We start from the raw sequence: 26,053 nt of genomic DNA on the forward strand, positions 1-26,053 counted from the left end.
CCCCCACTATCTTATTGATTAAAAAAGCATTTCACTCCAAACTATATCAAACACAAATGATTTTTATTATCATTTGTGTTTACAAATATTCATACTTTTGTACAATCCCCCCGCTTCTTTACTGAAAAGAGTCCTTAAAAGACAAATACATACAATTGTCATGGCCTTTCACATGACGCGCAGTTTGATTCATTTAAATGGAATGATACAAATGACTATACCTCACGTTAAGGCTGTAGCTGCCGCAGTATGCGTCGCCTGCCTCCCATCACTCGGCCATGCCGCTGAACAAGACACCGTGGTCGTTACCGCTACCGGTTTCGAGCAGAAAATTCAGGATGCCCCGGCTTCAATATCTGTTATTACCAAGCAGCAGATTGAGGACAAAGCCTATCGAGATGTCACCGATGCGCTAAAAGATGTCCCTGGCGTCGTCGTCACTGGCGGGGGGAGCAGTAGCGATATCAGTATTCGCGGTATGGCTTCGCAATACACACTCTTCCTGGTCAACGGTAAACGCATCAGCACCCGCGGTACACGTCCTAACAGCGACAACTCAGGTATTGAGCAAGGTTGGCTGCCGCCGCTGGAATCCATCGAGCGTATCGAGGTAATCCGCGGCCCGATGTCGTCCCTCTATGGCTCTGATGCGATGGGCGGCGTCATTAACGTCATCACCAAAAAAGTGTCGAATACTAAAGCCTGGACCGGCTCTTTGCACGGCGATGCCACTTTCCAGGAAGACAGAGACTCCGGCGATATTTACCAGACCAACGCCTATGCGTCTGGACCACTGATTGACGGATTACTTGGCGCGAAGGTGACCGGATTATTCTCCCACCGCGCAGAAGATGAAATCGTAAATGGCTACAATGAACAGCGTATGCGTAGCGGGGGATTAACCCTGAACTTTACGCCAGATGATAAAAACGACATCGATTTCGATTACGCACGTGAATTGCAGGATCGCGACAGTACGCCAGGCAAATCCATGGCAGAGGAAAACTGCCGTAACGGAAGCTGTAAGCCCAACAGTAAAAGCGAAAACAAGTATGTGCACACCACGTACTCAATAACCCACAGCGGTTATTACGACGACTTCAACTCCACCAGCTATGTCCAGCAGGAAGAGACCGACAACCCCGGTCGCCAGATGAAGTCCTACAACACGATTTTCAATAACCAGAACCAGGTCTTCCTTGGGGCGCACACCCTGACGTTGGGCGGACAATACCGTTATGAAAAACTACGCGATAACGGCAACCAGCTGCAAGCGGCTGATGGACTGAACAAACTGACCCGCTGGAGCTGGGCGCTGTTTGCTGAAGATGAATGGGCCGTTACCGATACCTTCACGCTGACCGGCGGTCTGCGTATGGATAAGGATGAAAACTACGGTGACAACTGGACGCCGCGCGGCTATGGCGTATGGCATCTGAGCGATCAGTGGACCTTAAAAGGTGGCGTTTCCGCGGGCTATCGTGCACCGGATCTGCGCCAGTCTTCTGCCAGTTGGGGACAGGTTACCGGCGGTGGCCGTCTGAACGGAATCATTGTCGGCAACCCGGATCTGAAGCCAGAGAAAAGCCTCAGCGAAGAGATCGGTTTACTGTGGGATAACGGCAACGACCTCAACGCAGGCGTTACGCTGTTCAATACCGACTTTAAAAACAAAATCACCGAAGTTCGCCGTTGTAACAGCAGTTCCGATCCGGCCTGCACCATCGGCAATACGACTTATGACTTCGTCAGCGATCGCGTTAACGTCGATAAAGCCAATATGCGCGGCGTAGAATCCACCTTCGGCTGGAAAATAACCTCCGACGTCAACTGGACCGCGAACTACACCTACACGGAATCTGAGCAGAAAAGCGGTCAGTTCTCTGGCCAGCCGTTGAACAAAATGCCGAAGCATATGTTTAACACGACGCTGGACTGGCAGGCTACGCAGGATCTCGGTTTCTGGAGCCGTCTGAATCTGCGCGGGAAAACGTCTGAATACCTGAGCCGTACCTCAATGGCACAGGGCACTCCGTCCTATACTCAGGTCGACGTTGGTTTACGTTACTACGCTACCAAGGATCTGTTGATGACCGCTGGCGTGTATAACGTGCTGGATAAACAAATCGATTACGATACCTACGACACCGTTCTTGATGGACGTCGTTACACGGTTGGCATGACTTACAGCTTCTAAGTTAGGCGCAATAAAAAACCCCGGCACTCATCATGCCGGGGTTTTGTTTTTACTGCCGTATCTGGTTAAGAATTACTTCTTCACGCGACCCGGGAATTTCATTTCGCTGTAGCGAACAAAACGGGTTCCTTTGGTCAGCTTATATCCAAACCAGATAATCAGGAACAGCGGGATACCGATATAGGTAGCCATCACGCCGCCCCAGTCAATGCTGTCTTTCAGGAACGCTTCGTAGTTCTGACCCAGGGTGATAATCAGGCACAGCACAAAGGCGAAGATCGGACCCAGCGGGAAGAAGCCAGAACGGTACGGCAGGTCCTTCACATCATGACCCTGCAGCACATAACCGCGACGGAAGCGATAGTGGCTAATAGCAATCCCCAGCCAGGCGATAAAGCCCGTCATCCCGGAAGTATTCAGCAGCCACAGATACACGGTCTGGTTGCCAAACATTGAAGTCAGGAAGCACAGCCCCGCCACCACGGTGGTCGCATACAGCGCGTTACGCGGTACGCCGCCACGAGACAGTTTGCCGAAAATACGCGGCGCTTTACCGTCACATGCCAGGGTATAAAGCATACGCGTGGAGGCGTACATCCCGGAGTTACCTGCCGACAGCACCGCCGTCAGGATAACTGCGTTCATCACCGCTGCCGCAGACAGCAGACCCGCATGCTGGAATACCAGCGTGAACGGGCTAACGCTGATGTCTTTTACATCGTTACGCAGCAGGCTTGGATCGGTGTACGGAATGATCAGGCTGATAATCAAAATCGCGAACACATAGAACAGCAGGATTCGCCAGAATACCTGACGTACCGCACGTGGAATGTTCTTTTCAGGATCTTCAGATTCGCCAGCCGCGATACCGATAAGCTCTGTCCCCTGGAAGGAGAAGCCGACGATCATCGCCACGCCAATCATCGCAGCAAAACCACCGGCAAACGGTGCATCACCGGTCGTCCAGTTGCTCCAGCCCACCGGCTGAGCGCCTTTGAAGATACCGAAAATCATCATCACACCGACCACGATGAAGATAATGACGGTGGTAACTTTGATCAGCGAGAACCAATATTCCGCTTCACCAAATCCGCGAACGGAAATGTAGTTCAGCAGGAAGATAACGCCGAGGAACAGCGCACTCCAGATCCAGCCCGGCGTGTCCGGGAACCACCAGCTCATCACCAGCTGTGCGGCCACCAGGTCAACGGCAATCGTTACCGCCCAGTTGTACCAGTAGTTCCAGCCCAGCGCGAAGCCAAAGCCCTCTTCTACGTAGTTCTGACCGTAGGTGGAAAACGAGCCGGAAACCGGCATATAGGCAGCCAGTTCACCGAGGCTGGTCATCAGGAAGTACACCATCAGACCGATCAGAATATAAGAGAACAACGCGCCGCCTGGACCCGCTGCAGAAATAGTTGCACCAGATGCAACGAAAAGACCTGTACCGATGGAGCCTCCAATGGCAATCATCGTCAGGTGACGCGCCTTCAGTTCACGACGTAGCGTGGGCGCTTCTGTGGTTTTAGTTTCGGAAACCATGTGAAAATGCTATCCATCCAAAAAATGAGGCGCGATTGTAGCAGACGAAATGGCATTCTTCCGGCACAAATACGCTGTTATAAGAGACCTTCATGACTGGCCGCGGATTATAAGTAAAGCAGAAAATTTGCGGCGCACAGCGGTTAAGATATAACCGCCGTTCTATAAAGAGATGACCTTACGACTGTAAGCGCCCTATTCGCCCAGCTCGACCTGGTCGCTGTAATGCAAAAATCGCGTAATGGCATTGGAGATGTGTTTTTGCCTGTGATGCACGCGCCAGAGAGTGCGGACTAAACGCGGCAGCGGCACGGGAACTTCGCTCAGCGTTCCCGCCTGCAGCTGCTCCGCAATGACCCGACGCGACAAGCAGCTGATCCCGAGACCATGGCGTACCGCATGCTTAATGGCCTCTGAGTTACCCAACTCCATCGCCATCTGAAATCTCGGCAGATGAGACAACAGCAGGTAATCCACCAGTTCACGCGTACCGGATCCTCGCTCACGCAGGATCCACGGCGAAGCCGCCAGCTGTTCCAGCGTAACAGGCCCCTTTGTGAGCGGTGACGACGGTGCGGCAAACACCACCAGCTCGTCTTCCAGCCACGGTTCAGAGATAATTTCAGTACTGTGACAAGGCCCTTCGATCAGTCCGATATCTACCCTAAAATCCAGCACCGCATTGATCACATCCTGACTGTTACCCACGCTCAGCTCGAGCGGCAAATCAGGAAAATCCTGCCGATAGCGGGCGATCATAGCAGGCAAGATATAGTTACCAATGGTGCTACTGGCATAGACCCGAATGGCACCATTATCTTCGCGAAAAAGCTGCTCGATTTCGGTCGTTTGCTCAAGTAACGCCAACGCTCGTGGGTAGAGCAAACGCCCGTGCTCATTGACCACTAGCCGTTTGCCGACGCGGTCAAACAGTTGCACGCCGAGTTGCCCTTCCAGATCGGTAAGTGCCGCACTCACCGCCGATTGCGACAATGCCAGCATGACAGACGCCTGGGTCGTTGAACCGCTTTTTAGTACCTCAGCAAACACTTCAAGTTGTCGCAAGGTGATATGCATAGTCGTTTTCCACCGGATATCCGTTACTTATACCCTAAATAATTCGAGTTGCAGGAAGGCGGCAAGAGAGAGACAAATTCGTCAGGAACGAATTTGACCAGCCAAAGGCTGGCCTCTGGTGAGGGACATGGATGTCCCTCATTAATCCCCGGGAGCGTACTTAAGTACGTGACTGGGGTGAACGAGCGCAGCCAACGCACATGCAACTTGAAGTATGACGGGTATACCACTTATATAGATTAATTATAAATATATAATCAATTTTATTTTTAAACCACTTCGCCGTACTCTTTTACCCAGATAAAGGAGAAGGATATGACAGAACTCACCTTGCAGACTCATCGTCGTACAGCGTGGCATTTTATTCCGGGGCTTGCCCTAAGTGCAGTTATCACTGGGGTCGCCTTATGGGGTGGATCCATTCCCGCCGTCGCAGGTGCCGGGTTCAGCGCCCTCACCTTAGCAATCTTGTTGGGGATGGTCCTCGGCAACACCGTCTATCCGCACATCTGGAAAAGCTGTGACGGCGGCGTGCTGTTTGCTAAACAACATTTATTACGTCTGGGGATCATCCTCTACGGCTTCCGCCTCACCTTCGCGCAAATTGCTGACGTCGGCGTCAGCGGTATCGTGATTGATGTGTTAACGCTGAGCAGTACCTTTATGATTGCCTGCTTCCTGGGGCAGAAAGTGTTTGGTCTGGACCGCCACACCAGTTGGCTGATTGGTGCGGGGAGCAGCATTTGTGGTGCCGCCGCCGTGCTGGCAACCGAGCCGGTAGTGAAAGCGGAAGCCAGTAAGGTAACCGTCGCTGTCGCCACCGTGGTGATCTTCGGTACCATCGCTATCTTCCTGTATCCGGCAATGTATCCGCTGCTGGCACACTGGTTTAGCCCAGAAACCTACGGCATATACATTGGTTCCACCATGCATGAAGTAGCACAGGTAGTGGCTGCCGGGCACGCCATTAACCCGGATGCGGAAAACGCCGCGGTTATTGCTAAAATGCTGCGTGTCATGATGCTGGCACCGTTCCTCATCCTCCTGGCCGCACGCGTTAAACAGTTGTCTCCGGCTACGGGCGGTGAGAAAAGCAAAATCACTATTCCATGGTTTGCCATCCTGTTCATTGTGGTCGCGATTTTTAACTCGTTCCACCTGCTGCCGCAGTCGGTTGTGAACATGCTGGTAACGCTGGATACCATTTTGCTGGCAATGGCGATGGCTGCACTGGGGTTAACCACTCACGTTAGCGCACTGAAAAAAGCCGGTGCCAAACCGTTACTGATGGCCCTGCTGCTGTTTGTCTGGCTGATTGTCGGTGGTGGTGCGATTAACGTCGCTGTCCACGCCCTGATGGCATAAACGATCACGACTCACCTCCATTAACCCGCTATACTCTCCCTTTTTGTATTTGAGTATGGCGGGTTAAATTTATGAAATACATCGGAGCGCACGTAAGCGCCGCTGGCGGTCTGGCTAACGCCGCTATTCGAGCCGCAGAAATCGAAGCGACCGCATTCGCCCTGTTCACCAAGAATCAGCGCCAGTGGCGTGCTGCGCCGCTAACCACCGAAATCATTGATGATTTCAAATCTGCCTGCGAGAAGTACCACTACACCTCCGCACAAATCCTGCCTCACGACAGTTATCTGATTAACCTCGGTCACCCGGTCAGCGATGCGCTGGAAAAATCGCGTGATGCGTTTCTTGATGAAATGCAACGCTGTGAACTGCTTGGCTTATCCCTGCTGAACTTTCACCCGGGCAGCCATTTGATGCAGATCCCGGAAGATGAATGTCTGGCGCGCATTGCCGAATCCATCAACATCGTCCTCGCTCAGACCCAGGGCGTTACGGCAGTTATCGAAAATACCGCCGGACAAGGTAGTAATCTGGGATTCAAGTTTGAGCACCTGGCCGCCATTATCGACGGCGTCGAAGATAAGTCCCGTGTTGGCGTTTGTATTGATACCTGCCACGCTTTCGCGGCGGGTTACGATTTGCGTTCCGCAGAAGAGTGCGAAAAGACGTTTGCGGAATTTGAACGTATTGTCGGTTTCAAGTATCTACGCGGTATGCACCTGAACGACGCCAAGAGCGCGTTTGGCAGTCGCGTTGACCGTCATCACAGCCTGGGTGAAGGTAATATTGGCCATGATGCCTTCCGTTGGATTATGCAGGATAATCGTTTTGACGGTATTCCACTGGTACTGGAAACCATTAATCCGGATATATGGGCCGAAGAGATCGCCTGGCTGAAAGCCCAGCAAACAGAAAAAGCAGTGGCGTAACGATCTCCGCGCGCCAGACAAGCTGGCGCGTATCAAGTGAGCGTAACCAGATCCTCTGGCATATGGTTGTACAAAATCCGCCAGAAATGCTCTGCCGTTTTATTCAAACGGGTATCCATTCGGTAAATATAGGCCTGAATTGGCACCATCAACTCCGGCGTGTCCAGACAAACCAGGCGCTTATCCCGTAGTTCGTTCACGATCGTCCACGCTGGCAGCCAGGCGATACCATGACCATCCAATGCCATATTCTTCAATAGCTCACTCATCGAAGACATAAACAGCGTACGCGCTGAAATACTGCCCACCTCCGCCAGGTGACGGTTAACCAATCTTCCCATGTAGGAAGTGCTGGTATAGTTCAGAATCGGCACCTGCGGCTGATAGATATCAAACAACGCCTTACCCTGTGCATCCGCAGCACAGACGGGATACAGCTCAGACTCAAAAACCTTCAAGCCGCAGAAAGGCGACTGCATTAAGTCTTCATCGCGAAAGGAGATAATAAAATCACTTTTCCCCTCGCGCAGCGTATTCACCGCCTGGACTACATCAATCGCTTCGACGTGGTAAACAAATTCTTCGCCCCATGCCGACATTGAATGTACTAATCTGGGCAACATCGTCAGCGACAGAGAATGTGCCGCCGCTATTTTGATATTGGGAACGCCAAGCAGGTTGTGACCACTTAGCTCATCTAAATTGCATTCCAGCTGTTGTAGCAGGCTACGGGTCTGCGAATGGAATAACTTACCCTCCTCCGTCAGCTGCAGTGGACTTGTCGTACGGTCAAACAGCAGCACCCCAACAGCGGATTCTAGCGCCTTGATCCGCCGACTAAATGCCGGTTGGGATAGGTTGCGCTCCTCTGCGGCCTGAGAAAAATGACGACACGCTTCCAGCGTCAGAAAATCATATAACCATTTTGTCTCGATATTTTTCATGCCTGTCACGCGGATGTTTAAATATGTCGATTAGTCTTAAGCATCATGCCTGAATATTCCCGGAGATGATATTCAACATCAGCATCTGGTGATTCGTTTTTTGCATAATACCTTCGTTTTTGACATTAACATGTTTCTTTACCCATCGACCACGACCGCTCATCCACCGCTGAATGACGGGCCTCTGGCTGATTACCGGCCTGCCGAGGTGGTAAAAGACATCACGCTCATGCGTTTTTTGCATTGAACCAAACATTATTGCATTTCTCCTCACGACACTCTGCTGTTAAACATAAGCACCAGATAGACACCAGCTCTGAATATTAAATATCGGTAAATTAGAGGTATATATCGTGAAAGGTTTAATTGGCGTACTTGGTGGTATGGGGCCTGCTGCAACCGTCGATCTTTTTAATAAATTCGTCACCTTTACCGCAGCGCAACGCGATCAGGAACATATCCCATTAATTATTTCATCCATCCCTGATATTCCAGACCGAACTGATGCGTTAATGCATCATGGTCATTCTCCACTTCCGGCAATGCGTGATTATATGCACAAACTGGAAGATGCTGGTGCGGAGTGTATTGTGATCCCCTGTAATACCGCCCACTTTTGGTTTAATGAATTAAAAGAGTGCTGTCATACAGAGTTACTCAGTATCGTTGAAACAACCATGAATGAGGTCAAAAACTGCGGAAAATCACGTATCGGTTTACTTGCTACTAACGCCACCCTTTACATGGGACTCTACCAAAAAGGCATAGAATCTCTTGGTTTAACCTGCATCAGTCCTGATTCATCCGGTCAGGAAAAGGTCATGGAAAGTATTTATTGCTTAAAAGCCGGCGACCTTAAGCGGGCACAAACGCTGATGAATGAACAGGCTGAAGTGCTCTTCTCACGCGGCGCACAAATCATTGTACTGGGATGTACTGAAGTCCCCGTCATTCTTGCCGAAGCAGTCAGAAAGTCTCCAGATAAATATATTGACTCAACCGGATCATTAGTTCGCGCCGGTATTAAATGGTACGAAAAACGAGTTGGCAAACATCATCTTCTGGCGCAATAACAGCCGTCACCAGATTAATAAAGCATTAAACAACCACTTATTTTAATAACAAATTATTCTCTGGCGGAGGCCATTATGGTTTGGTTAGAAATTATCGTCGTGTTGGGTGCAATATTTTTTGGTATCCGCCTCGGCGGAATAGGTATCGGTTTATGCGGTGGTCTGGGGCTGGCTATTTTAACGTTGGGATTTGATCTGCAAATTGGCTCGCCACCCGTTGACGTTATCCTCATTATTATGACAGTTGTAGTGGCAGCATCGGCGCTACAGGCCGCAGGAGGTATGGATTATCTGGTTCGCGTTGCCGGTAATTTCATGCGGCGTAACCCTAAATATATCAATATTATTGCACCGATTATCACCTGGTCGATGACCATTATGGCCGGAACAGGGTTCATTGTATTTTCTACCCTGCCAGTGATTGCCGAAGTCGCCAAAGAGTCCGGTATCCGCCCTTCTCGTACGCTCGCCGGATCCGTAGTCGCCTCTCAGGTGGCGATATCCGGTTCGCCGATCAGTGCCGCAATGGCGGCTATGCTGACCATTATGGAAGGCAACGGTATCACTTTTATTCAGGTCATGGCGGTATGTCTGCCAGCTTCGTTTGTCGCCGCGATGGTCGCCGCTTTTATCGCCTCACGTCAGGGATGCGAGCTACAGGATGATGAAGTCTATCTGGAACGCCTGCAAAAAGGATTAGTGCGTAAATATGAAGGGCAAAACAGCACTACGCCGGGTGCCAAACTCTCAGTCGCCCTGTTTATGCTGGCAACGGTCGTCATCGTTATTCTTGCCGCCTGCCCGCAGCTACGCCCTGGATTCGATGCAGGCAACCCAATGAATACCCGGGATATCATCATTATCTGTATGTTGGCTGCCGCTTGCCTGATGGTGGTGTTATGCAAAACTTCAACCGATGCTATTGTCCTGACATCCACGTTTCGATCAGGTATGAGTTCACTGGCGGTCATTCTCGGGATTGTTACACTGGGAACGACCTTCATTGATGCCCACTTAGCGGAGATTAAGGATATCGCAGGCGATATTCTACGGGCTTATCCCATGCTGTTGGCACTGGTGCTGTTTGGTACCTGCGCGCTTCTCTACTCGCAAGGCGCCACCACGCCGCTGATCATCCCTCTGGCCGTTGCGCTCGGCGTGCCTACATGGGCAATTCTGGCCTCCTATGTGGCGGTAACCGGGGTGTTTGTTCTACCAACATACCCGACTTCGCTGGCGGCAATGGAGTTCGACACCACAGGGACAACGCGCGTGGGCAAGTATGTCTTAAACCATCCGTTTATGCTGCCAGGACTGGGTGGGATCATTGCTGGCGTTGCCTTTGGTTTTATCATTGCGCCAATGATTGCCTGACCCGTTTTATTAAGGCTGGATGGATTATTGTGGCGATGCTGCAACGGTATAGGTAAATGCATAAAAAAAGGGGCAGAGAATTCTCTGCCCCTGGTATTGACGTTAAATCAGGCCGCCTTTGCCACAACCTCAGCTTCCGGGCGCTTCAGCACCGCGTAGGAGAGACCGGCTACCAGCGTACCGGCAATAATTGCCAGCAGGTATCCTAACACCGGCGTGATTGCGCCTGGGATTAACAGGACAAACAGCCCGCCGTGTGGTGCCATCAGCTTCGCACCCACCGCCATCGAGATAGCCCCGGTAATCGCACCACCAACGATACAGCAAGGCAGAACGCGCATTGGGTCACGGGCAGCGAACGGGATTGCCCCTTCGGTGATAAAGCACAGGCCCAGTACCAGAGCAGCTTTACCGCCTTCCTGCTGCGCTTTGTCGAACTTACGACGCGCAACCAGAGTTGCCAGACCCAGAGCCAGCGGAGGTACCATACCCGCAGCCATGATGGCTGCCATAGGCGCATAAGTTTGCGTACTCAGCAGACCCACACCGAAAGCATACGCCGCCTTGTTAACCGGACCACCCATGTCGGTACACATCATGCCGCCAAGAATCGCGCCAAGCAGCACCGCATTGGCCGTACCCATGGTTTGCAGCCAGTGAGTCAAACCTTCCAGAATACCCGCCACCGGTTTGCCGATCAGGTAAATCATGGCCAGACCAACCACCAGGCTTGAGAACAGCGGAATGATCAGGATCGGTTTCAGCGCTTCCATACTCTGCGGGAGTTTCAGCTTCGTGCTGATAAGCTTCGCCACATAACCGGCAAGGAAACCAGCAATAATACCGCCAATAAAGCCGGAACCGGTGCTTACCGCCAGCATACCGCCGATAAGACCCGGCGTCAGACCCGGACGGTCAGCGATGGAAAACGCGATATAACCTGCCAGTACCGGCACCATCAACGCGAAGGCTGAACCACCGCCAATCTGCATCAGCGCCGCCGCCAGCGTACCCTGCTCTTTAAACGCTTCGATACCAAAAGCGAACGAAAGTGCAATACACAGACCGCCAGCAACCACCATCGGCAGCATGTAAGAGACGCCCGTCAGCAGGTGACGATACGCCCCCGCGCTCTCTTTCTTATTTTCGGTTGCTGAAGTCTGCGCTTTACCGGTTGGCTGGTACGGTGTTGCTTCTTCCAGCGCTTTGTCCAGCTCCTGCTTGGTTTTCTTCAACGCAAGACCGGTAGAGGTGCGGTACATCGGTTTGCCGGCAAACTTCGCCAGATCAACTTCAATGTCAGCGGCCACAATCACCAGATCAGCCTGAGCCACTTCTTCCGGCGTAATGGCGTTACCTGCGCCAACAGAACCTCGGGTTTCAACCTTCACCCACCAGCCACGTTTTTTCGCTTCAGTTTCAATCGCTTCAGCAGCCATAAACGTATGAGCAACACCGGTCGGACACGCCGTCACCGCCACCACGCGTTTTGGACCACTGCTGGCCACAGGTGCTGTTGCAACCGGGGCGCTGTAGGGTTTTGCATGGCCTTTAGCTTCGCTGAGGAAGAGTTCAGGATGCGCAACCGCACGACCAATGTCGCCCAGCCAGACTTTTTTGCCGTTCAGCGAACTGTCGGCAGGAAGCGTATCGCCCAGAACAATTGCCAGTTCGGCATCATTCGGATTATCAATAATTTCCAGATGTGCTTTCTGTGCCGCCGCTCCAAGCAGGGTTTTCGCCATGTAAGCGCGAGCCTGGCCGAGATTAGCGTCAATAATCAGCAGCGTTTTCATTATGCCTCTCCTGCTGTCAGTTAAACGGTTTTAAGTCGACACGCGCCATCATTGCGGCCAACTGAGGACGATCGGTAATGCCTACATTACTTTGGCTTACCGCCAGGGCGGCAACAGCCGTCGCCAGACGCAGGGTATGTTCGCTGGACTCACGCATCAGCAGACCGTAAATCAGACCGCCAACCATTGAATCACCCGCGCCGACGGTGCTGACCACCTCAACTGACGGCGGTTTAGCAATCCACTCACCTGAGGCGTTAACCCACAGCGCACCTTCCGCGCCGAGTGAAATCACCACATGAGCGATCCCCTGTTCACGCAGCGCATGCGCCGCTTCAATCACATCTTTCATTTCCGGCAGCTTACGGCCGGCCCAGATTTCCAGTTCGCGACGGTTTGGCTTCACCAGCCATGGTGCCGCTTTCAGACCTGCTACCAACGCTTCACGACTACTATCAAAGATAATGCAAGGACACTGACTACGCAGGCGCGTCATCCAGTCGGTGAAGGCTTCCGGGCTCACGCCGGTTGGCAAACTGCCGCTGACGCACACCATGTCGAACTGGCCCAGCCAGCTCAGCGAATCATTCACAAAGCGTTCCCAGTCAGCCGGGGTAACTTCAAAACCAGAGAAGTTAAAGTCAGATACTTCACCGTCTTTTTCGGTCAGCTTGACGTTAATACGGGTACGGCCCTGCACGACCTGAAAACGGTTGGCAATGCCCAGCTCGCTGAACAACTGCTGAAAACCATCCTGGTTGTCTTTACCCAGGAAGCCACCCACAGTGACATCGATACCTAAATCCTTCAAAACCTTAGCGACGTTGATCCCTTTCCCTGCCGCATGCAGACCGGTGGTTTTAACCAGGTTCACTTCACCGCGTTCAATTTCCGGGCAGAAACCCACCAGGTCGTAGGCCGGGTTAAGGGTGATAGTAGCAACTCGTCTGCTCATTACGCGCCCTCCCCAAGACCTGCCGCGATGGCTTCGCCAATCGCCTTCAGCGCCTGTTCAGCATCTTCACCCTGTGCAGTAAAGCGCAGGTGATGTCCTTTCTTCACGCCTAACGCCACAACTTTCATCAGACTGCGTCCATTCGCCGGCTTGCCGGTTCCATCAAGATTTGTCACGGTAATTTCACTGTTAAATTGTTTAATCGTATTCACCAGCATGGTGCCCGGGCGGGCATGTAAACCATGCTCATTGCGCACAATAAATTCGGCGCTCAGTACATCATCAGTTAAGGCGTCATCGCTGGTCAGCAGCGCCAGCACCGTTGCCGCATCAGCTTTCAACAAACGGTCAGCTTTATTATTCAGCAGCAGATCGCCAAGGCGCTTCAGCACCGCAACCGGTTGATCGTCATTCATGGCGACGGTCACCAGCAGGGCTGCCGCTTCACCTTGTACATCGAACGCTGTTGCTGCACGGCTGACCGCAACGGCGCTACGCACGTTACCTTCAGCACAGTCATTCAGCCAGATCCCCTGACCAAGATTCATCGGCTGCTCATTGATTGCTCTGGCCACAAAGGTGGCGTCAACCGCACCGACTTCTTTCAGCCGTGCCGCGTTGAGTGCCTGCAGCGTCACCAGCGAGTTGGCCACGACTTCCAGCGACAGCGTTTCGTTATCAAGCTTCAGCTGTTCACTTTGCTTTTCACCCATCAGCAGCGCACGCAGTTCTTCCGCGGTGGTCGCAGATTTCAGCTGTTCAGCGACGGAGTCATCGCTCAGCACGTGTGTCAGCTGACGCAGTAAACCGAGGTGTTCATCAGAGCTTGCGGCGATGCCGATTGCCACATAAGCAACCTGCCCTTCGCCCCAGGTCACGCCTTGCGGAAACTGAAATACCTGCACACCGGTTTTCAGTACCTGATCGCGCGTGTCCGTCGTACCGTGAGGAATCGCAATACCGTTGCCGAGGAACGTGGACGTCTGTTGTTCGCGCGCCAGCATGCCATCGACGTAGCCTTCCGCGACGTTACCCGCCTGCACTAAGGCAGCGGCAACCTGGCGAATAGCCTCTTCTTTATTCCCGGCCTGTTCGCCCGGGTGAATATCCTGAACAGATAACTGGAACATGATTCTCCTCTCCCGCTGAATTGAAACGATTCAGCCAACATGAGAAAAAAGGCGCCACCCGACTCCATCAGTTAAGGCAAGATGACGCTGAAACGTTTCAAGAAGTCTTGCTCTTTTTTCTTCAGCACACAAGTAAAGTTGACAAATTACTTGCTGAATTTAGAGATAACGCACATTTTCTCTGCGAAGGAGTAATAAATGCTGACGCAAAAACGCCGTCAGCTTGTCAGATTCAGCAACGTCAGCAACGTCAGCAAACAGCATTCTTTGACTGAAATGCTATTTTGATTTTTGATGCCGATTTTGATTTGGCTCCCTGTTTATTTTCTGACAAGCGGCGTAAACTCCGCGTCTCTTCACATCATTGATATCAAAACATGCATAACACCCCCGTAGCCGCCACACCCAAGGCGTTTGATTTAACGTCTTCGGCGTTCCTGCTTGTCGCATTTCTGACGGGTATCGCCGGTGCGTTGCAGACGCCAACGCTCAGCCTTTTTCTGACGGATGAAGTCCACGCCCGTCCCGGCATGGTCGGGTTCTTTTTTACCGGTAGCGCTGTGATCGGTATTCTGGTAAGTCAGTTTCTGGCCGGACGTTCAGATAGAAAAGGCGATCGCAAGAACCTGATTGTGTTTTGCTGCGTGCTGGGGATGCTGGCCTGCGTGCTGTTCGCCTGGAACCGTAATTATTTTATCTTGCTGTTTGTCGGGGTATTCCTCAGCAGCTTTGGATCGACCGCCAACCCGCAAATGTTTGCTCTCGCCCGTGAACACGCCGACCGCACAGGTCGGGAAGCCGTCATGTTCAGCTCAATATTACGTGCACAGGTTTCGCTGGCCTGGGTAATTGGCCCGCCGCTGGCCTACGCGCTGGCCATGGGATTCAGCTTTACGGTGATGTATCTCAGCGCGGCGGTGGCGTTTGTTGTCTGCGGCGTAATGGTCTGGCTGTTTTTACCCTCAATGAGTAAAAACGTGCCTCTCGCGACAGGCGCAGTTGAGGCCCCGCGCCGCAATCGACGCGACACGTTGCTGCTGTTTGTTATCTGCACATTAATGTGGGGAACCAATAGTCTCTATATCATTAATATGCCGCTGTTTATCATCAACGAACTGCATCTGCCGGAAAAACTGGCGGGCATCATGATGGGCACCGCAGCCGGACTGGAAATCCCAACCATGCTGATTGCTGGCTATTTTGCAAAGCGTCTGGGTAAACGTCTGTTGATGAGAATTGCCGTCGTTGCCGGATTCTTCTTTTATGCCGGTATGCTGCTGGCTCACTCTCCGGCAATATTGCTTGGCTTACAGCTGCTGAACGCGATTTACATCGGTATTCTCGGCGGGATTGGTATGCTCTATTTCCAGGACCTGATGCCGGGACAGGCGGGTTCAGCCACCACCCTCTATACGAATACCATTCGCGTGGGCTGGATTATTGCCGGATCGCTGGCGGGGATTGCCGCTGAAATTTGGAACTATCACGCGGTGTTCTGGTTTGCACTGGTGATGATCGTCGCCACCGTCGTGTGCCTGACGCGCATCAAGGACGTTTAAGGCGCGGTTAGCGCTTCAAGCTCGATGAGATAAACCATGGCCTGGTGCGTCGTCCGCCCGCACATTTCCGCACTGGGCTGTAAACCGGCGCACACCTTTGGTCGTAGCGGCGACGCAAAAATTTTGCAACGCAGGGATTCATCCAACTGAACGCAGGGCGTATTAGCAGGTTTGCCATCAGGCATTCCGGGGATGGGACTGGAGATTGAAGGCGCGGTGCAGCATGCACCACAATCCGGACGGCATTCCATACAGTACTCTCTTAATCGTAAACCATCGGATTGTGCGGGAAGGGCACAGTACCACCTTTTTTGCACCAGCAAAAGCATGAATTCCGCTTGCCTGAATGCCCCGGCGCGAGTAGTTTTACGCGATATTTTAGACACTCCCCACTACAGGATTTTTTCGATGCCAAGAGCGAACGAAATTAAAAAAGGTATGGTACTGAACTACAACGGCAAGCTGCTGATTGTAAAAGATATCGATATTCAATCACCATCTGCACGTGGTGCTGCCACGCTGTACAAAATGCGTTTTTCTGATGTGCGTACCGGTCTGAAAGTTGAAGAGCGCTTCAAAGGTGACGATATCGTGGATACCGTCACTCTGAGCCGTCGTGGCGTTGATTTCTCCTACGTCGATGGCAACGAATACATCTTTATGGATAAAGAAGACTATACCCCGTATACCTTCACCAAAGACCAGATTGAAGAAGAGCTGCTGTTCATGCCGGAAGGCGGGATGCCGGACATGCAGGTCCTGACCTGGGATGGCCAGCTGCTGGCGCTTGAACTGCCGCAGACCGTAGACCTGGAAATCGTTGAAACTTCACCAGGGATTAAAGGTGCTTCAGCGAGTGCGCGCAACAAGCCAGCAACCCTGAGCACCGGTCTGGTGATCCAGGTTCCTGAGTATCTGAGTGCGGGTGAAAAAATCCGTATTCATATCGAAGAACGTCGCTATATGGGCCGTGCAGATTAAGCTCCTGTCGTTACAGGTGAACCAAAGATAATGACATGTTGTCTCTGGCAAAATGTTCCGTTCACTTTAGTGATATCACTTCTCTGAAACGATACTGCCTGTGAACGTGTTAAGGGTACTATCGCCGTACCCTTAACAATCCTGCCGGGAGCCAGGGTTGCAAGGGAGGCGGCGGTGAGCCTCCCTTGCACGTTCACGGGTATCTGCGCTTCAGAGAAATGACTCCGCTGAGGTGAACGGAACCCTATGCCGCAATAAAATATGATCCATAATGCTTAACTGACTGGCATTACAACGCAGGCTGTCCCTTTGTCATATTCAGCGCTGGCTGCTGAGATAAAAATCATCCATCAGCAATGACTCCAGATACTGTTCATCCTCTTGCATAAAACGCACTATCAGATTCACCGCCTGAGGATAAAACCCCTCGTTATCCCGCACCAGACAAGCATCGCAAAATAACGGTGCCCAGCACAGAATATGATGATGCAAAAAGTAATATTGCGCCGATAGCCTCTCCTCTTTAGCAACCATCCTCGCCATTAATGCCAACTGCACAGCAATATGATCGGAGGGTTCATTCTCTCGCGCTGCCAGACCTTGCTCAATCAGCAGCACATTCATTTGCCGACGTTCTTCTGCCGCTGTCGTGTGTGGATAGTGCCCTGCATAGGGAGAAACACTAGCTGGCGGGGCCAGCAGAAACAGCGAGGCAAAATCTGCTGCCAGCTCCAGTTGTCGGGAGTCGCGCCGCAAAACCCGGCCCAGGCTGCGCTCAAAACGTTTAACCTCGGCAGACACTCCAGGAACCGCCGCCAGTGAGGCAATCCAAGCCTGGCTATCGCCGTTTTCCAGACTGGCGAGCTGTTTTTCATCCAGCTCACGAAATAACAGTTGCGAAAACCACTGGTACACAGCTGCCCGCTGCTGATGAATTTGCTTATGCTGCACTGGTCCCCTCCTCTTTCACAATCTGCGGACCACCGAAAGCCGTCACCTGCGGGGCTTTCTGCTGATAACGCTCGACCTCCACCAGCACGGTATGCGCTGAAGGCCCCTGGGCCAGCTGTGAAGTACCGATATCCGCGCTCAGCACGTTCGGGTCGCCATAAGTGCATAATGTCCCGGCTTTCCCCCCTTCCTGCGGGGAGTACCATGCACCTTCATGAATACGGACCACGCCAGGGGAAAAATCCGGGCTGACAACTACGCCAGCCAGTACCTGACCACGAGCGTTGAAGACGCGGGCGATATCACCGGCTTTTAAGCCACGAGCGGTGGCATCCTGTTCACTGATATAAAGCGGTTCTCTTCCGGCAACCGCATAGGTGTTGCGAAACACCTCGCTAGAGCACAGTTGGGAATGCAGACGTTTATCCGGATGGCAGGATTGCAGATGCAGTGGATATTTATCTTTTTTGCCACTATGGGTACGCTCAAAGGGTTCCATCCACACCGGATGCCCCGGACAATCCTCGTAGGCGAAGCCCGCGATGGTTTTACTGTAGATTTCAATCAGACCTGACGGCGTTCCCAGCGGATTCAGGTCTGGCTGGTCGCGAAACTCGCCGTGACGTACCCACGGCTGACCCGGCGGATATTCAATATATCCGTCACCCTGCCAGAACGTTGTGAAATCCGGTAATGAGACGCCGAGCGATGCCCCCATCTTCACGCCTTCGTCATAAAGCGCCTGTATCCACTGCATTTCATCACGGTTTTCACGGTACACCGCTTCCTTGTCAAAGCGCTTACACAGCCCGGCAAATACATCAAAATCATGTCGCGCTTCATATTGCGGTTTGACGATCTGATGCAACGCCATCAACCCTTTATTCGAATGCGTACCGAACTGCTCAATATCGTTACGTTCAAAGCGGGTGGTAACGGGCAGGACGATATCGGCAAAACGGCACGACGCGGTCCATTGGTGATCCAACACCACCACGGTTTCCAGTTTCTTCCACGCGTCGATCATGCGATTCCTGTCCTGCTGCGCATGAAATGGATTTGCCGCGCTATAGATCGCCATTTTGATGTCAGGCCAGGTTAACGTCTCGCCGTTAAAGGCAACCTTTTTGCCCGGCTCAAGAAGGCAGTCAACGATACGCGAAGTGGGGATATGCTCCGATACGCCGCGAAAATCCGCGTTGTACTTTGCCTGCGGGGGATTCGTGATCCCTCCCAGCCCAGAGAGCACAGGCCCGGCGGATGTTACCGTACCACCGCCGTTGTAGTGCCAGCCAAATCCTACCCCGCCGCCGGGCAAACCAATTTGACCGACCATGCTGGCCAGCACCACCAGCATCCACGGATACTGCTCACCATGGTGCATGCGTTGTACGCACCAACCGCCCATAAACTGTGTCCGGCCTTTCACCAACAGGCAGGCGAAGTCTCGGATCTGCTCTGCCGTCAGGCCGCAGATTTCTGCCGCCCATTCGGCATTTTTCGGCTGTTTATCGGTTTCGCCCAGCAGATACGGCAAAAACTGCTCAAAGCCGACGGTGTAATCGGTAATAAACGCCGTGTCGTACAGTTTTTCTTCGTACAAGGTATGCGCCAGCGCCAGCATTAACGCGACATCGGTTTGTGGCCGCAACGCCAACTGCTCGCAGCCAAGATAGTTTTGCGACTTGCTACGCACCGGATCAACACTGATAACGCGCATCTTACCCTGCGCTACCGCCTCTTTAATCTGCTGCCAGTAGCCAAACGCATCGTGATCGGGAACCAAAAACTCGATCTGCAGGTTCTTGATCGGATCGCAGCCCCACAGCACGATGGTATTGCTGTTTTGAATCACCAGCGGAAGCGACGTCTGCTGCTCATAAACTTCCAGCGAACCAATCACATGCGGTAAAATGACTTGTGCCGCTGCCGCAGAATAGTCGCCGACGGTTGTCACATAGCTACCATGCAGGCCAAGTCCCCGATCCATCGCCCCGCCCGCTTTATGGTATTTGCCCACCATTTGCCAGTCGGCAAGCCCGGTAAATACGCCTGATGAGCCATAGGTTTTTTGCACCCGCTCCAGCTCTTCGTAAAACAGATCCAGCGCCTGATCCCAACTGACCCGAACAAAACGGTTATCTCCGCGCTGACTGCGATCTGACTTCTCACGCTTACGCAGCCAGTCAAGACGCACCATCGGGTAGCGTACCCGCGACGGGTTGTAGACCACTTCACGCACCGCGTTCAGCATATCGCAGGGGTATTTGTCATGTTTGAACGGACGGGTTTCGGTCCACTCACCGTTGACCACTTTGGCTTCAAAAGCGCCATAGTGCGAACCAGATTGGATCCACTGCTCGGGATTTTCCCCCGCCGCCCACACTTTTGATATCAGCGGATTAGGCGCCAGTGCGCTGGCAGCCCCCACCGCCAGCATTCCGTTGAGAAAACGGCGGCGGGACGGATTAAAGTCATGAATATCCATACATTATCCTTACTTTTTGTTGGTTTCAGACACATCGCTGGCGTGGGTCTGGAGGTATTTCAACAACGTACGTTCCTCCACCGGATTAAGCCGGTAATAGGTCGACATGGCTTTCAGTCCGGCGATCCAGCCGTTAGCGGTATATCGGGTTGTAGGAGGAGTGCTATGACAGGCGCTACAGGTGGATTGCAGCATTTGATCTGAGTATTCCCAGATTGGCGCAAGCGTGTTGATAAAGTCCTGATCGGTGGTCCAGGCGGTGACGCTCACCTGCTGCCATTCCTGATGTGAGTCAGGATCGACCTGGGTGTGTAGCACTTTTACGTTCGCCATCAGGGGCTCATCGAGAACGGCGGAGAAAACGCGTTTCCCCATATACTGGGTGATCACCCGTCCACGCCCTTTGCTTTCTCGCCAGCCCGTGATTTCGAGCTGCACGTTACTGCCTTCTTTTTTCAGCACCTTGACCTCGGTAGCAGGAAATAACAGCGCCTTCCCGACCGGACTCCCTGCCGTTGCCGCCAGTGATTTTTCGCTTAATGAAAACAGTGTGGTCGCATCCGTTGGCGTATCTCCTTGACGCTGTAGCTGCTTATAGCGATCGCGAAAACCGCTGCTCATATCGGGTTTGTGATGGGCTATTCCTTTGTGACAATCGATACAGTTACTGTCTTTTGCTGCCGCTGCGGTCATTTGCGCAGCCGCGTTTGCCGATTGCTTGCCATGATCCATTGCCTCATAGCTATGGCAGGATTTACACGCCGCTGAATTATTCGCGCTCATGCGTGCCCACTCCCGCTGGGCCAGCTCCGGGCGTTTGGCAGCAAACTTTTCAGGAGTATCAATAGAAGGAGAAATAAAGGTGTGATAGAGGTCGTTTAAGGCTTCAGTTTTACGAATAAGCGTTGGAACAACGCCCGGGGGGATATGACAATCCTTACACTCAGCCCGCACGCCAGATGCGTTACGAAAATGCACGCTGGTTTTATATTCCTCTCCAGCCGTGCGCATCGAGTGACACGATAAACAAAATTCGGTGGTACTGGTGTAATGAACGCCTTGCCACGTTCCCCAAATAGCCAGGGCCATTGCCACCGCCCCAGCCAATACGCACCACAATGCGTTCTTTCTTATCCACGACATGCTTGCCTCCATTTTTTAATAGCGACACGCTAAGGGATAATAAAAATCAAAAATAGAGACAGCGATAGCAAGCTATAGGAACAGCCGCTACTCCATGAGGTGTATCAAATAGTAAAAACGAGAAATTCGTAATATAGTGGCCATATATTAATAAGGAATTACTCATGCTTACATTAACGCTCAATAGAGAACTCCGCACTCCGCTGCAATTGCAAATTTTCCAATTTTATTTCCAGGCTATTCAGCGGGGAGATTTGCTTTGTGGCGATAAGCTTCCCTCTATTCGCGAGCAGGCTCAGGTATTGAACGTAGCCAAAATAACGGTAGTGATGGCCTATGATAAGCTTATGGCTGCAGGGTTAATCAAGAGCCGACACGGCATTGGCTATGAAGTGATATTCACCACGCCTGTACGTATAACACCAACGCATGTGCCCGTTACCCAGGGTTCTCCGCCCACAAAACCTAAAGCTGCCGGAGTCTCAACCGATGTTTACGCCGAGCCTGGACGAGAGTGCTACTGTCGGATGGGCGTCCCCGATCCCAACGCTTTTCCCTGGTCAAGCTGGCGGAAATGGAATAATGCTCCAAGCATACTTAAAGAACAATTATTTACCCGATACCATTCACCAAGTGGATTATTTTCACTGCGTGAGCAATTGGTCAGATACCTTAATTTATCCCGCGGAATTAATACCCGAGCAGAGAACATCATCATTACCAACGGGATTCAGGAAGGATTATCACTGCTTAGCCAAATATTTATTATTCATCATGCTGTCAGTCAGCAAAAAAAGTGCCATATTGTGACGGAATCCCCTTGTTATTCTGGCGCATGGCATCTTTTTAATTATTACGGTGCAGACATTACGTCAATTGCCGTAGATAACCACGGACTGCAAACAGATAATTTACCCGAGTTTGAAACCCAGCTTTGTTATGTTACTCCAGCGCATCAGTATCCGATGGGAAGCGTGCTTTCACTGGAGCGCCGTCAGTCATTATTAACGTGGGCGCAACGCGTCGGCGCTTACATCATTGAAGATGATTACGATGCCGTTTTTACCTATGGGGAAAATCCCCTTCCCGCGCTGAAAGCCATGGATTATCACAACCGGGTTATCTACATGGGGACATTTTCTAAAACGCTGGGGCCAGGCGCACGGCTTGGCTATCTTATTTGCCCCGATGAACTGCTTCCGGCGGTACAGAATATGAAAGCGCTCAATAACAACGGCAGTCAGTGGTTGTTGCAGCAATTTTTGGCCGAACTGATGCAAAACCAGGTGTTCTATACGCATATCAGCAAGCTGGCCTGCAGCTATGCGACGCGCCTCACCCTGTTACGCGATGGCCTTTCCACTCTGTTTCCCGAAGGGAAAATCGCTGGCGCAACGGCAGGTCTGCACCTCTCGTTACGCATTGCCAGACACGCAGAATTCATCACCAGGTTGCAACAATGCTGCCTGTTGGCCGGGATCCGTTTCGACACTCTGCCGGATATAGAAAATGGATCAGAAGCCGCATGGTGCAAAGAGAACAGCGATGCTGTTATGTTTTTTGGATTTGGTGGATTGCAGATACAGCAGATCAATAAAGTGCTGACAGTGCTGGAGCAGGTGCTCGCGCAGCCTTGATGAAAAACCGGGATCGCGCCTGTCGCGCAATCCCTGTTGTTAGACTTACAGCAGATCGCGGAACTGCGTTTGTTTCAGCGCCAGCTCAACGCCACGGACTTCTGCCAGGCCTTTCAGGCGACCAATCGCAGAGTAGCCCGGGTTGGTTTTCTTGTGCAGATCGTCAAGCATCTGGTGTCCATGATCCGGACGCATCGGGATAGGACGCAGGTCGCCCGCTTTTTTACGCCGCTGCTCTTCGCTCAAAATGGCAGCCACCACCGATACCATATCCACATCGCCCTGCAGGTGCGCACCTTCATGGAAGGTTTTCGGGTTATCTTCACGACAGGTTGAGCGCAGGTGCGTGAAGTGGATACGATCGCCAAAGGTTTCGATCATTTTCACCAGATCGTTATCAGCGCGCACGCCGTAAGAACCGGTACACATGGTGAAACCGTTATTAATGCTATCGACCGTTTCTTTCAGCCACTGCATATCTTCGATAGTCGAAACGATACGCGGCAGGCCAAGGATCGGGCGCGGCGGATCGTCAGGATGCACGGCCAGACGCACGCCGACTTCTTCTGCCACTGGCACAATCGCCCGCAGGAATACCGCCATATTATCGCGCAGATCGTCCTTACTGATGCCGTCATATTCAGCGAGACGCGCACGGAACTGCTCCAGCGTATAGCCCTCTTCTGCACCAGGCAGGCCAGCAATGATATTGCGGGTCAGCTTTTCAATTTCTGCATCGCTCATGGCATTGAAGTAGTCCAGCGCCTGGCGTTGTTCTTCGGCGGTATAATCCGCTTCAGCTCCCGGGCGTTGCAGAATGTGAAGTTCGAAGGCCGCAAAAGCAATCTGGTCAAAACGCAGCGCTTTGGAACCATCCGGCAGTTGATATTCGAGGTCGGTACGCGTCCAGTCGAGGATCGGCATGAAGTTATAGCACACCGTATCGATACCACAGGTCGCCAGATTACGGATACTCTGCTGATAGTTGGCAATCCACGTTTGATATTGACCTGAACGCGTTTTGATATCTTCGTGGACAGGGATACTTTCCACTACCGACCAGGTCAGCCCTTTTTCAGCCAGAATGGCCTGACGCTGCTGAATTTCTTCTACCGGCCACACTTCACCGTTAGGAATATGGTGCAAGGCGGTCACAACACCCGTTGCGCCAGCCTGACGCACATCATCAAGCGATACCGGATCGTTAGGTCCGTACCAACGCCAGGTTTGTTCCATTGTTTCACCTCACAAGTTGTTATACCAAATTAAATCATCTTAATGACGACTACCATACAGGCATCCGTCAACTGATCAACACATTGCCGATGATTGGTTGATCAAGCTCACATTCCCCGGATAAATGAGGCACACCAATTCAATTTGTTGTCATATAACTTTATACTACCATTGTTAATTTATGGTTAATCAGGTGTATTAAATGAAAACTATTGCCTCAGCGCCACTGGCGGAAAATGTCATGATGCCGCAATACGACCGCCAGCAATTAAAAACGCGGATTGTGCATTTTGGTTTCGGTGCTTTTCACCGCGCCCATCAGGCGTTACTAACCGACAGGGTGCTGAATGCGCAGGGTGGAGACTGGGGTATTTGTGAGATCAGTCTGTTCAGCGGCGATCGACTGATGAGCCAACTGCGCGAACAGGATCATTTATTTACCGTGCTGGAAAAAGGGGCCAACGGCAACCAGCCAATTGTTATCGGCGCCGTCAACGAATGTCTCAACGCCAGGCTGGATTCGCTGGCGGCCATTATCGAAAAATTCTGCGAGCCTCAGGTGGCTATTGTCTCACTAACCATCACAGAAAAAGGCTACTGCATCGATCCGGCGACAGGCTCGTTAGACCTCAGTAATCCACGTATTGCTCACGATCTGCAAACACCGACTGAACCGCACTCTGCCCCCGGAATTATTGTTGAAGCCCTACACCGCCGACGTGAACGCGGGCTACAGCCGTTTACCGTCCTCTCTTGCGATAACATCCCGGACAATGGTCATGTGGTAAAAAACGCCGTCCTTGGAATGGCGGAGAAACGTTCACCAGAACTGGCAACCTGGATTCAGGAGCATGTCAGTTTCCCAGGCACCATGGTCGACCGCATTGTCCCTGCCGCCACTGAAGAGTCACTGGCCGAAATTGCCCGCGAGCTGGGGGTTGCCGATCCTTGCGCAATCAGCTGCGAACCGTTTATCCAGTGGGTGATTGAAGATAATTTTGTGTGTGGCCGCCCACAATGGGAAACGGCGGGCGTCCAGATGGTCGAAAATGTGTTGCCGTGGGAACAAATGAAACTGCGGATGCTTAACGGCAGTCATTCGTTTCTCGCTTATCTCGGCTATCTGGCCGGGTTCCAGCACATCAGCGACTGTATGCAGGACAGCGCATTTCGTGAAGCCGCTTACCGCCTGATGCTCAACGAACAGGCACCTACGCTGCAAATTACCGATGTGGATTTAGACCAGTATGCCCTAAGCCTGTTGGAGCGTTTTGCCAACCCAGCGTTGAAACATAAAACCTGGCAAATCGCGATGGACGGTAGCCAGAAATTACCCCAGCGCATGTTGGAAGGGATCCGCGTACATTTAGCCCGCCAAAGCGAGTGGCCACTGCTGGCGCTCGGCGTCGCGGGCTGGATGCGTTATGTGAGCGGCGTGGATGATTCAGGCACCGCTATTGATGTTCGTGACCCGTTGAGTGAAAAAATTGCCGCTCTGGTTAAACAGAGCACAGAGTCAGAACGCGTCAACGCCCTGCTTTCGCTGCGCGAGATTTTCGCCACCGATCTCGTACAGAATCCGCAGTTTGTCGCGGCCATTCAGCAGGCCTGGCAACGCATTGCCCAATACGGTGCGCATCAGGCTGTCATTGAGACGTTAAAAAGTTAACGATTTC

Annotated in this window: 21 protein-coding genes; 9 read left to right on the forward strand and 12 right to left on the reverse strand. The window is 52.2% G+C overall.

Annotated elements, in window-relative coordinates:
* Window positions 1-211: 211 nt before the first annotated feature.
* Window positions 212-2,197, forward strand: coding sequence for a ligand-gated channel protein (locus OGX97_RS21265; RefSeq protein WP_103014201.1), 1,986 nt, complete (start codon window positions 212-214; stop codon window positions 2,195-2,197).
* A 72-nt stretch (window positions 2,198-2,269) separates the two neighbouring features.
* Here OGX97_RS21265 and lysP read toward each other — a convergent pair whose 3' ends face one another.
* Window positions 2,270-3,739 (reverse strand): lysine-specific permease, encoded by a 1,470-nt coding sequence (lysP, locus tag OGX97_RS21270; RefSeq protein WP_003834517.1) that lies wholly within the window; start codon window positions 3,737-3,739, stop codon window positions 2,270-2,272.
* Window positions 3,740-3,934: 195 nt separating this feature from the next.
* Entirely contained in the window at window positions 3,935-4,816 is an 882-nt protein-coding gene (yieE, locus tag OGX97_RS21275; protein WP_003834519.1) for a DNA-binding transcriptional regulator YeiE, read from the reverse strand.
* Between the two features lie 315 nt (window positions 4,817-5,131).
* Here yieE and OGX97_RS21280 point away from each other — a divergent pair, with 315 nt between their 5' ends.
* A complete protein-coding gene (locus OGX97_RS21280; protein ID WP_071444678.1) occupies window positions 5,132-6,181 on the forward strand; it encodes a YeiH family protein in 1,050 nt (349 codons plus the stop codon).
* A 71-nt stretch (window positions 6,182-6,252) separates the two neighbouring features.
* Window positions 6,253-7,110 (forward strand): deoxyribonuclease IV, encoded by an 858-nt coding sequence (gene nfo, locus OGX97_RS21285; RefSeq protein ID WP_032944004.1) that lies wholly within the window; start codon window positions 6,253-6,255, stop codon window positions 7,108-7,110.
* Between the two features lie 32 nt (window positions 7,111-7,142).
* Here the strand turns inward: nfo and hypT are convergent, their stop codons facing one another.
* Both hypT and OGX97_RS21295 read right to left on the reverse strand, forming a co-directional pair.
* On the reverse strand, window positions 7,143-8,054 hold the full coding sequence (gene hypT / locus OGX97_RS21290; RefSeq protein ID WP_020996669.1) for a hypochlorite stress DNA-binding transcriptional regulator HypT: 912 nt from the start codon (window positions 8,052-8,054) through the stop codon (window positions 7,143-7,145).
* A 43-nt stretch (window positions 8,055-8,097) separates the two neighbouring features.
* Window positions 8,098-8,310: a hypothetical protein gene (locus tag OGX97_RS21295; protein WP_048215909.1), complete on the reverse strand. Its 213-nt coding sequence runs from the start codon at window positions 8,308-8,310 to the stop codon at window positions 8,098-8,100.
* Between the two features lie 97 nt (window positions 8,311-8,407).
* Between OGX97_RS21295 and OGX97_RS21300 the strand changes: the two genes are divergently transcribed.
* Window positions 8,408-9,127 (forward strand): aspartate/glutamate racemase family protein, encoded by a 720-nt coding sequence (locus tag OGX97_RS21300; RefSeq protein WP_048234902.1) that lies wholly within the window; start codon window positions 8,408-8,410, stop codon window positions 9,125-9,127.
* Between the two features lie 75 nt (window positions 9,128-9,202).
* A complete protein-coding gene (locus OGX97_RS21305; protein WP_008785273.1) occupies window positions 9,203-10,501 on the forward strand; it encodes an anaerobic C4-dicarboxylate transporter in 1,299 nt (432 codons plus the stop codon).
* 107 nt (window positions 10,502-10,608) lie between these two features.
* Here the strand turns inward: OGX97_RS21305 and fruA are convergent, their stop codons facing one another.
* Genes fruA through fruB form a run of 3 tightly spaced genes read right to left on the reverse strand, consistent with a single transcriptional unit; the run spans window position 10,609 to window position 14,382 of the window.
* Complete coding sequence (gene fruA, locus OGX97_RS21310) at window positions 10,609-12,297, reverse strand: PTS fructose transporter subunit IIBC (RefSeq protein ID WP_057066528.1); 1,689 nt, start codon at window positions 12,295-12,297, stop codon at window positions 10,609-10,611.
* A 16-nt stretch (window positions 12,298-12,313) separates the two neighbouring features.
* Window positions 12,314-13,252, reverse strand: coding sequence for a 1-phosphofructokinase (gene fruK, locus OGX97_RS21315; RefSeq protein WP_003834544.1), 939 nt, complete (start codon window positions 13,250-13,252; stop codon window positions 12,314-12,316).
* The gene (gene fruB / locus OGX97_RS21320) at window positions 13,252-14,382 is read right to left on the reverse strand and encodes a fused PTS fructose transporter subunit IIA/HPr protein (protein WP_100272115.1); all 1,131 of its coding nucleotides are present in this window, start codon (window positions 14,380-14,382) and stop codon (window positions 13,252-13,254) included. Before fruB ends, fruK begins: the two co-directional genes overlap by 1 nt.
* Window positions 14,383-14,759: 377 nt before the next feature.
* Here fruB and setB point away from each other — a divergent pair, with 377 nt between their 5' ends.
* Window positions 14,760-15,941, forward strand: coding sequence for a sugar efflux transporter SetB (setB, locus tag OGX97_RS21325; RefSeq protein ID WP_167820133.1), 1,182 nt, complete (start codon window positions 14,760-14,762; stop codon window positions 15,939-15,941).
* Here setB and OGX97_RS21330 read toward each other — a convergent pair.
* Window positions 15,938-16,192, reverse strand: coding sequence for a YkgJ family cysteine cluster protein (locus OGX97_RS21330; RefSeq protein ID WP_081364641.1), 255 nt, complete (start codon window positions 16,190-16,192; stop codon window positions 15,938-15,940). The genes setB and OGX97_RS21330 overlap by 4 nt on opposite strands.
* A gap of 157 nt (window positions 16,193-16,349) precedes the next feature.
* On the opposite strand from OGX97_RS21330, the gene yeiP reads away from it, so the two are divergent.
* Window positions 16,350-16,922, forward strand: a complete 573-nt coding sequence (gene yeiP, locus OGX97_RS21335; RefSeq protein ID WP_003027452.1) for an elongation factor P-like protein YeiP — start codon at window positions 16,350-16,352, stop codon at window positions 16,920-16,922.
* 318 nt (window positions 16,923-17,240) lie between these two features.
* Here yeiP and torD read toward each other — a convergent pair whose 3' ends face one another.
* The 3 genes from torD to torC are packed head-to-tail and all read right to left on the reverse strand — an operon-like array spanning window position 17,241 to window position 21,504.
* The gene (gene torD / locus OGX97_RS21340; protein ID WP_279850748.1) at window positions 17,241-17,873 is read right to left on the reverse strand and encodes a molecular chaperone TorD; all 633 of its coding nucleotides are present in this window, start codon (window positions 17,871-17,873) and stop codon (window positions 17,241-17,243) included.
* Window positions 17,863-20,361 carry a trimethylamine-N-oxide reductase TorA gene (gene torA, locus OGX97_RS21345; RefSeq protein ID WP_279850747.1) on the reverse strand — a complete coding sequence of 833 codons (2,499 nt, stop codon included), beginning with the start codon at window positions 20,359-20,361 and terminating at the stop codon, window positions 17,863-17,865. Before torA ends, torD begins: the two co-directional genes overlap by 11 nt.
* A gap of 9 nt (window positions 20,362-20,370) precedes the next feature.
* Complete coding sequence (gene torC / locus OGX97_RS21350; protein ID WP_153752614.1) at window positions 20,371-21,504, reverse strand: pentaheme c-type cytochrome TorC; 1,134 nt, start codon at window positions 21,502-21,504, stop codon at window positions 20,371-20,373.
* Between the two features lie 164 nt (window positions 21,505-21,668).
* Here torC and pdxR point away from each other — a divergent pair, with 164 nt between their 5' ends.
* Entirely contained in the window at window positions 21,669-23,141 is a 1,473-nt protein-coding gene (gene pdxR, locus OGX97_RS21355) for a MocR-like pyridoxine biosynthesis transcription factor PdxR (RefSeq protein ID WP_279850746.1), read from the forward strand.
* Window positions 23,142-23,186: 45 nt separating this feature from the next.
* Here the strand turns inward: pdxR and uxuA are convergent, their stop codons facing one another.
* Window positions 23,187-24,377, reverse strand: a complete 1,191-nt coding sequence (uxuA, locus tag OGX97_RS21360) for a mannonate dehydratase (protein ID WP_279850745.1) — start codon at window positions 24,375-24,377, stop codon at window positions 23,187-23,189.
* 202 nt (window positions 24,378-24,579) lie between these two features.
* On the opposite strand from uxuA, the gene OGX97_RS21365 reads away from it, so the two are divergent.
* Complete coding sequence (locus OGX97_RS21365) at window positions 24,580-26,046, forward strand: mannitol dehydrogenase family protein (RefSeq protein WP_008785284.1); 1,467 nt, start codon at window positions 24,580-24,582, stop codon at window positions 26,044-26,046.
* Window positions 26,047-26,053 lie beyond the last annotated feature (7 nt).

It is taken from the genome of Citrobacter sp. Cpo061 (assembly GCF_030332845.1).
Taxonomy (GTDB): Bacteria; Pseudomonadota; Gammaproteobacteria; order Enterobacterales; family Enterobacteriaceae; genus Citrobacter; species Citrobacter portucalensis.

What these genes read in the sequence shown, in the direction of transcription:
- OGX97_RS21265 (WP_103014201.1), top strand. Translation starts at nt 212, where the DNA reads ATGACTATACCTCACGTTAAGGCTGTAGCTGCCGCAGTATGCGTCGCC.
- lysP (WP_003834517.1), bottom strand. Translation starts at nt 3,739, where the DNA reads ATGGTTTCCGAAACTAAAACCACAGAAGCGCCCACGCTACGTCGTGAA.
- yieE (WP_003834519.1), bottom strand. Translation starts at nt 4,816, where the DNA reads ATGCATATCACCTTGCGACAACTTGAAGTGTTTGCTGAGGTACTAAAA.
- OGX97_RS21280 (WP_071444678.1), top strand. Translation starts at nt 5,132, where the DNA reads ATGACAGAACTCACCTTGCAGACTCATCGTCGTACAGCGTGGCATTTT.
- nfo (WP_032944004.1), top strand. Translation starts at nt 6,253, where the DNA reads ATGAAATACATCGGAGCGCACGTAAGCGCCGCTGGCGGTCTGGCTAAC.
- hypT (WP_020996669.1), bottom strand. Translation starts at nt 8,054, where the DNA reads ATGAAAAATATCGAGACAAAATGGTTATATGATTTTCTGACGCTGGAA.
- OGX97_RS21295 (WP_048215909.1), bottom strand. Translation starts at nt 8,310, where the DNA reads ATGTTTGGTTCAATGCAAAAAACGCATGAGCGTGATGTCTTTTACCAC.
- OGX97_RS21305 (WP_008785273.1), top strand. Translation starts at nt 9,203, where the DNA reads ATGGTTTGGTTAGAAATTATCGTCGTGTTGGGTGCAATATTTTTTGGT.
- fruA (WP_057066528.1), bottom strand. Translation starts at nt 12,297, where the DNA reads ATGAAAACGCTGCTGATTATTGACGCTAATCTCGGCCAGGCTCGCGCT.
- fruK (WP_003834544.1), bottom strand. Translation starts at nt 13,252, where the DNA reads ATGAGCAGACGAGTTGCTACTATCACCCTTAACCCGGCCTACGACCTG.
- fruB (WP_100272115.1), bottom strand. Translation starts at nt 14,382, where the DNA reads ATGTTCCAGTTATCTGTTCAGGATATTCACCCGGGCGAACAGGCCGGG.
- setB (WP_167820133.1), top strand. Translation starts at nt 14,760, where the DNA reads ATGCATAACACCCCCGTAGCCGCCACACCCAAGGCGTTTGATTTAACG.
- OGX97_RS21330 (WP_081364641.1), bottom strand. Translation starts at nt 16,192, where the DNA reads ATGGAATGCCGTCCGGATTGTGGTGCATGCTGCACCGCGCCTTCAATC.
- yeiP (WP_003027452.1), top strand. Translation starts at nt 16,350, where the DNA reads ATGCCAAGAGCGAACGAAATTAAAAAAGGTATGGTACTGAACTACAAC.
- torA (WP_279850747.1), bottom strand. Translation starts at nt 20,361, where the DNA reads ATGGATATTCATGACTTTAATCCGTCCCGCCGCCGTTTTCTCAACGGA.
- torC (WP_153752614.1), bottom strand. Translation starts at nt 21,504, where the DNA reads ATGTCGTGGATAAGAAAGAACGCATTGTGGTGCGTATTGGCTGGGGCG.
- pdxR (WP_279850746.1), top strand. Translation starts at nt 21,669, where the DNA reads ATGCTTACATTAACGCTCAATAGAGAACTCCGCACTCCGCTGCAATTG.
- uxuA (WP_279850745.1), bottom strand. Translation starts at nt 24,377, where the DNA reads ATGGAACAAACCTGGCGTTGGTACGGACCTAACGATCCGGTATCGCTT.
- OGX97_RS21365 (WP_008785284.1), top strand. Translation starts at nt 24,580, where the DNA reads ATGAAAACTATTGCCTCAGCGCCACTGGCGGAAAATGTCATGATGCCG.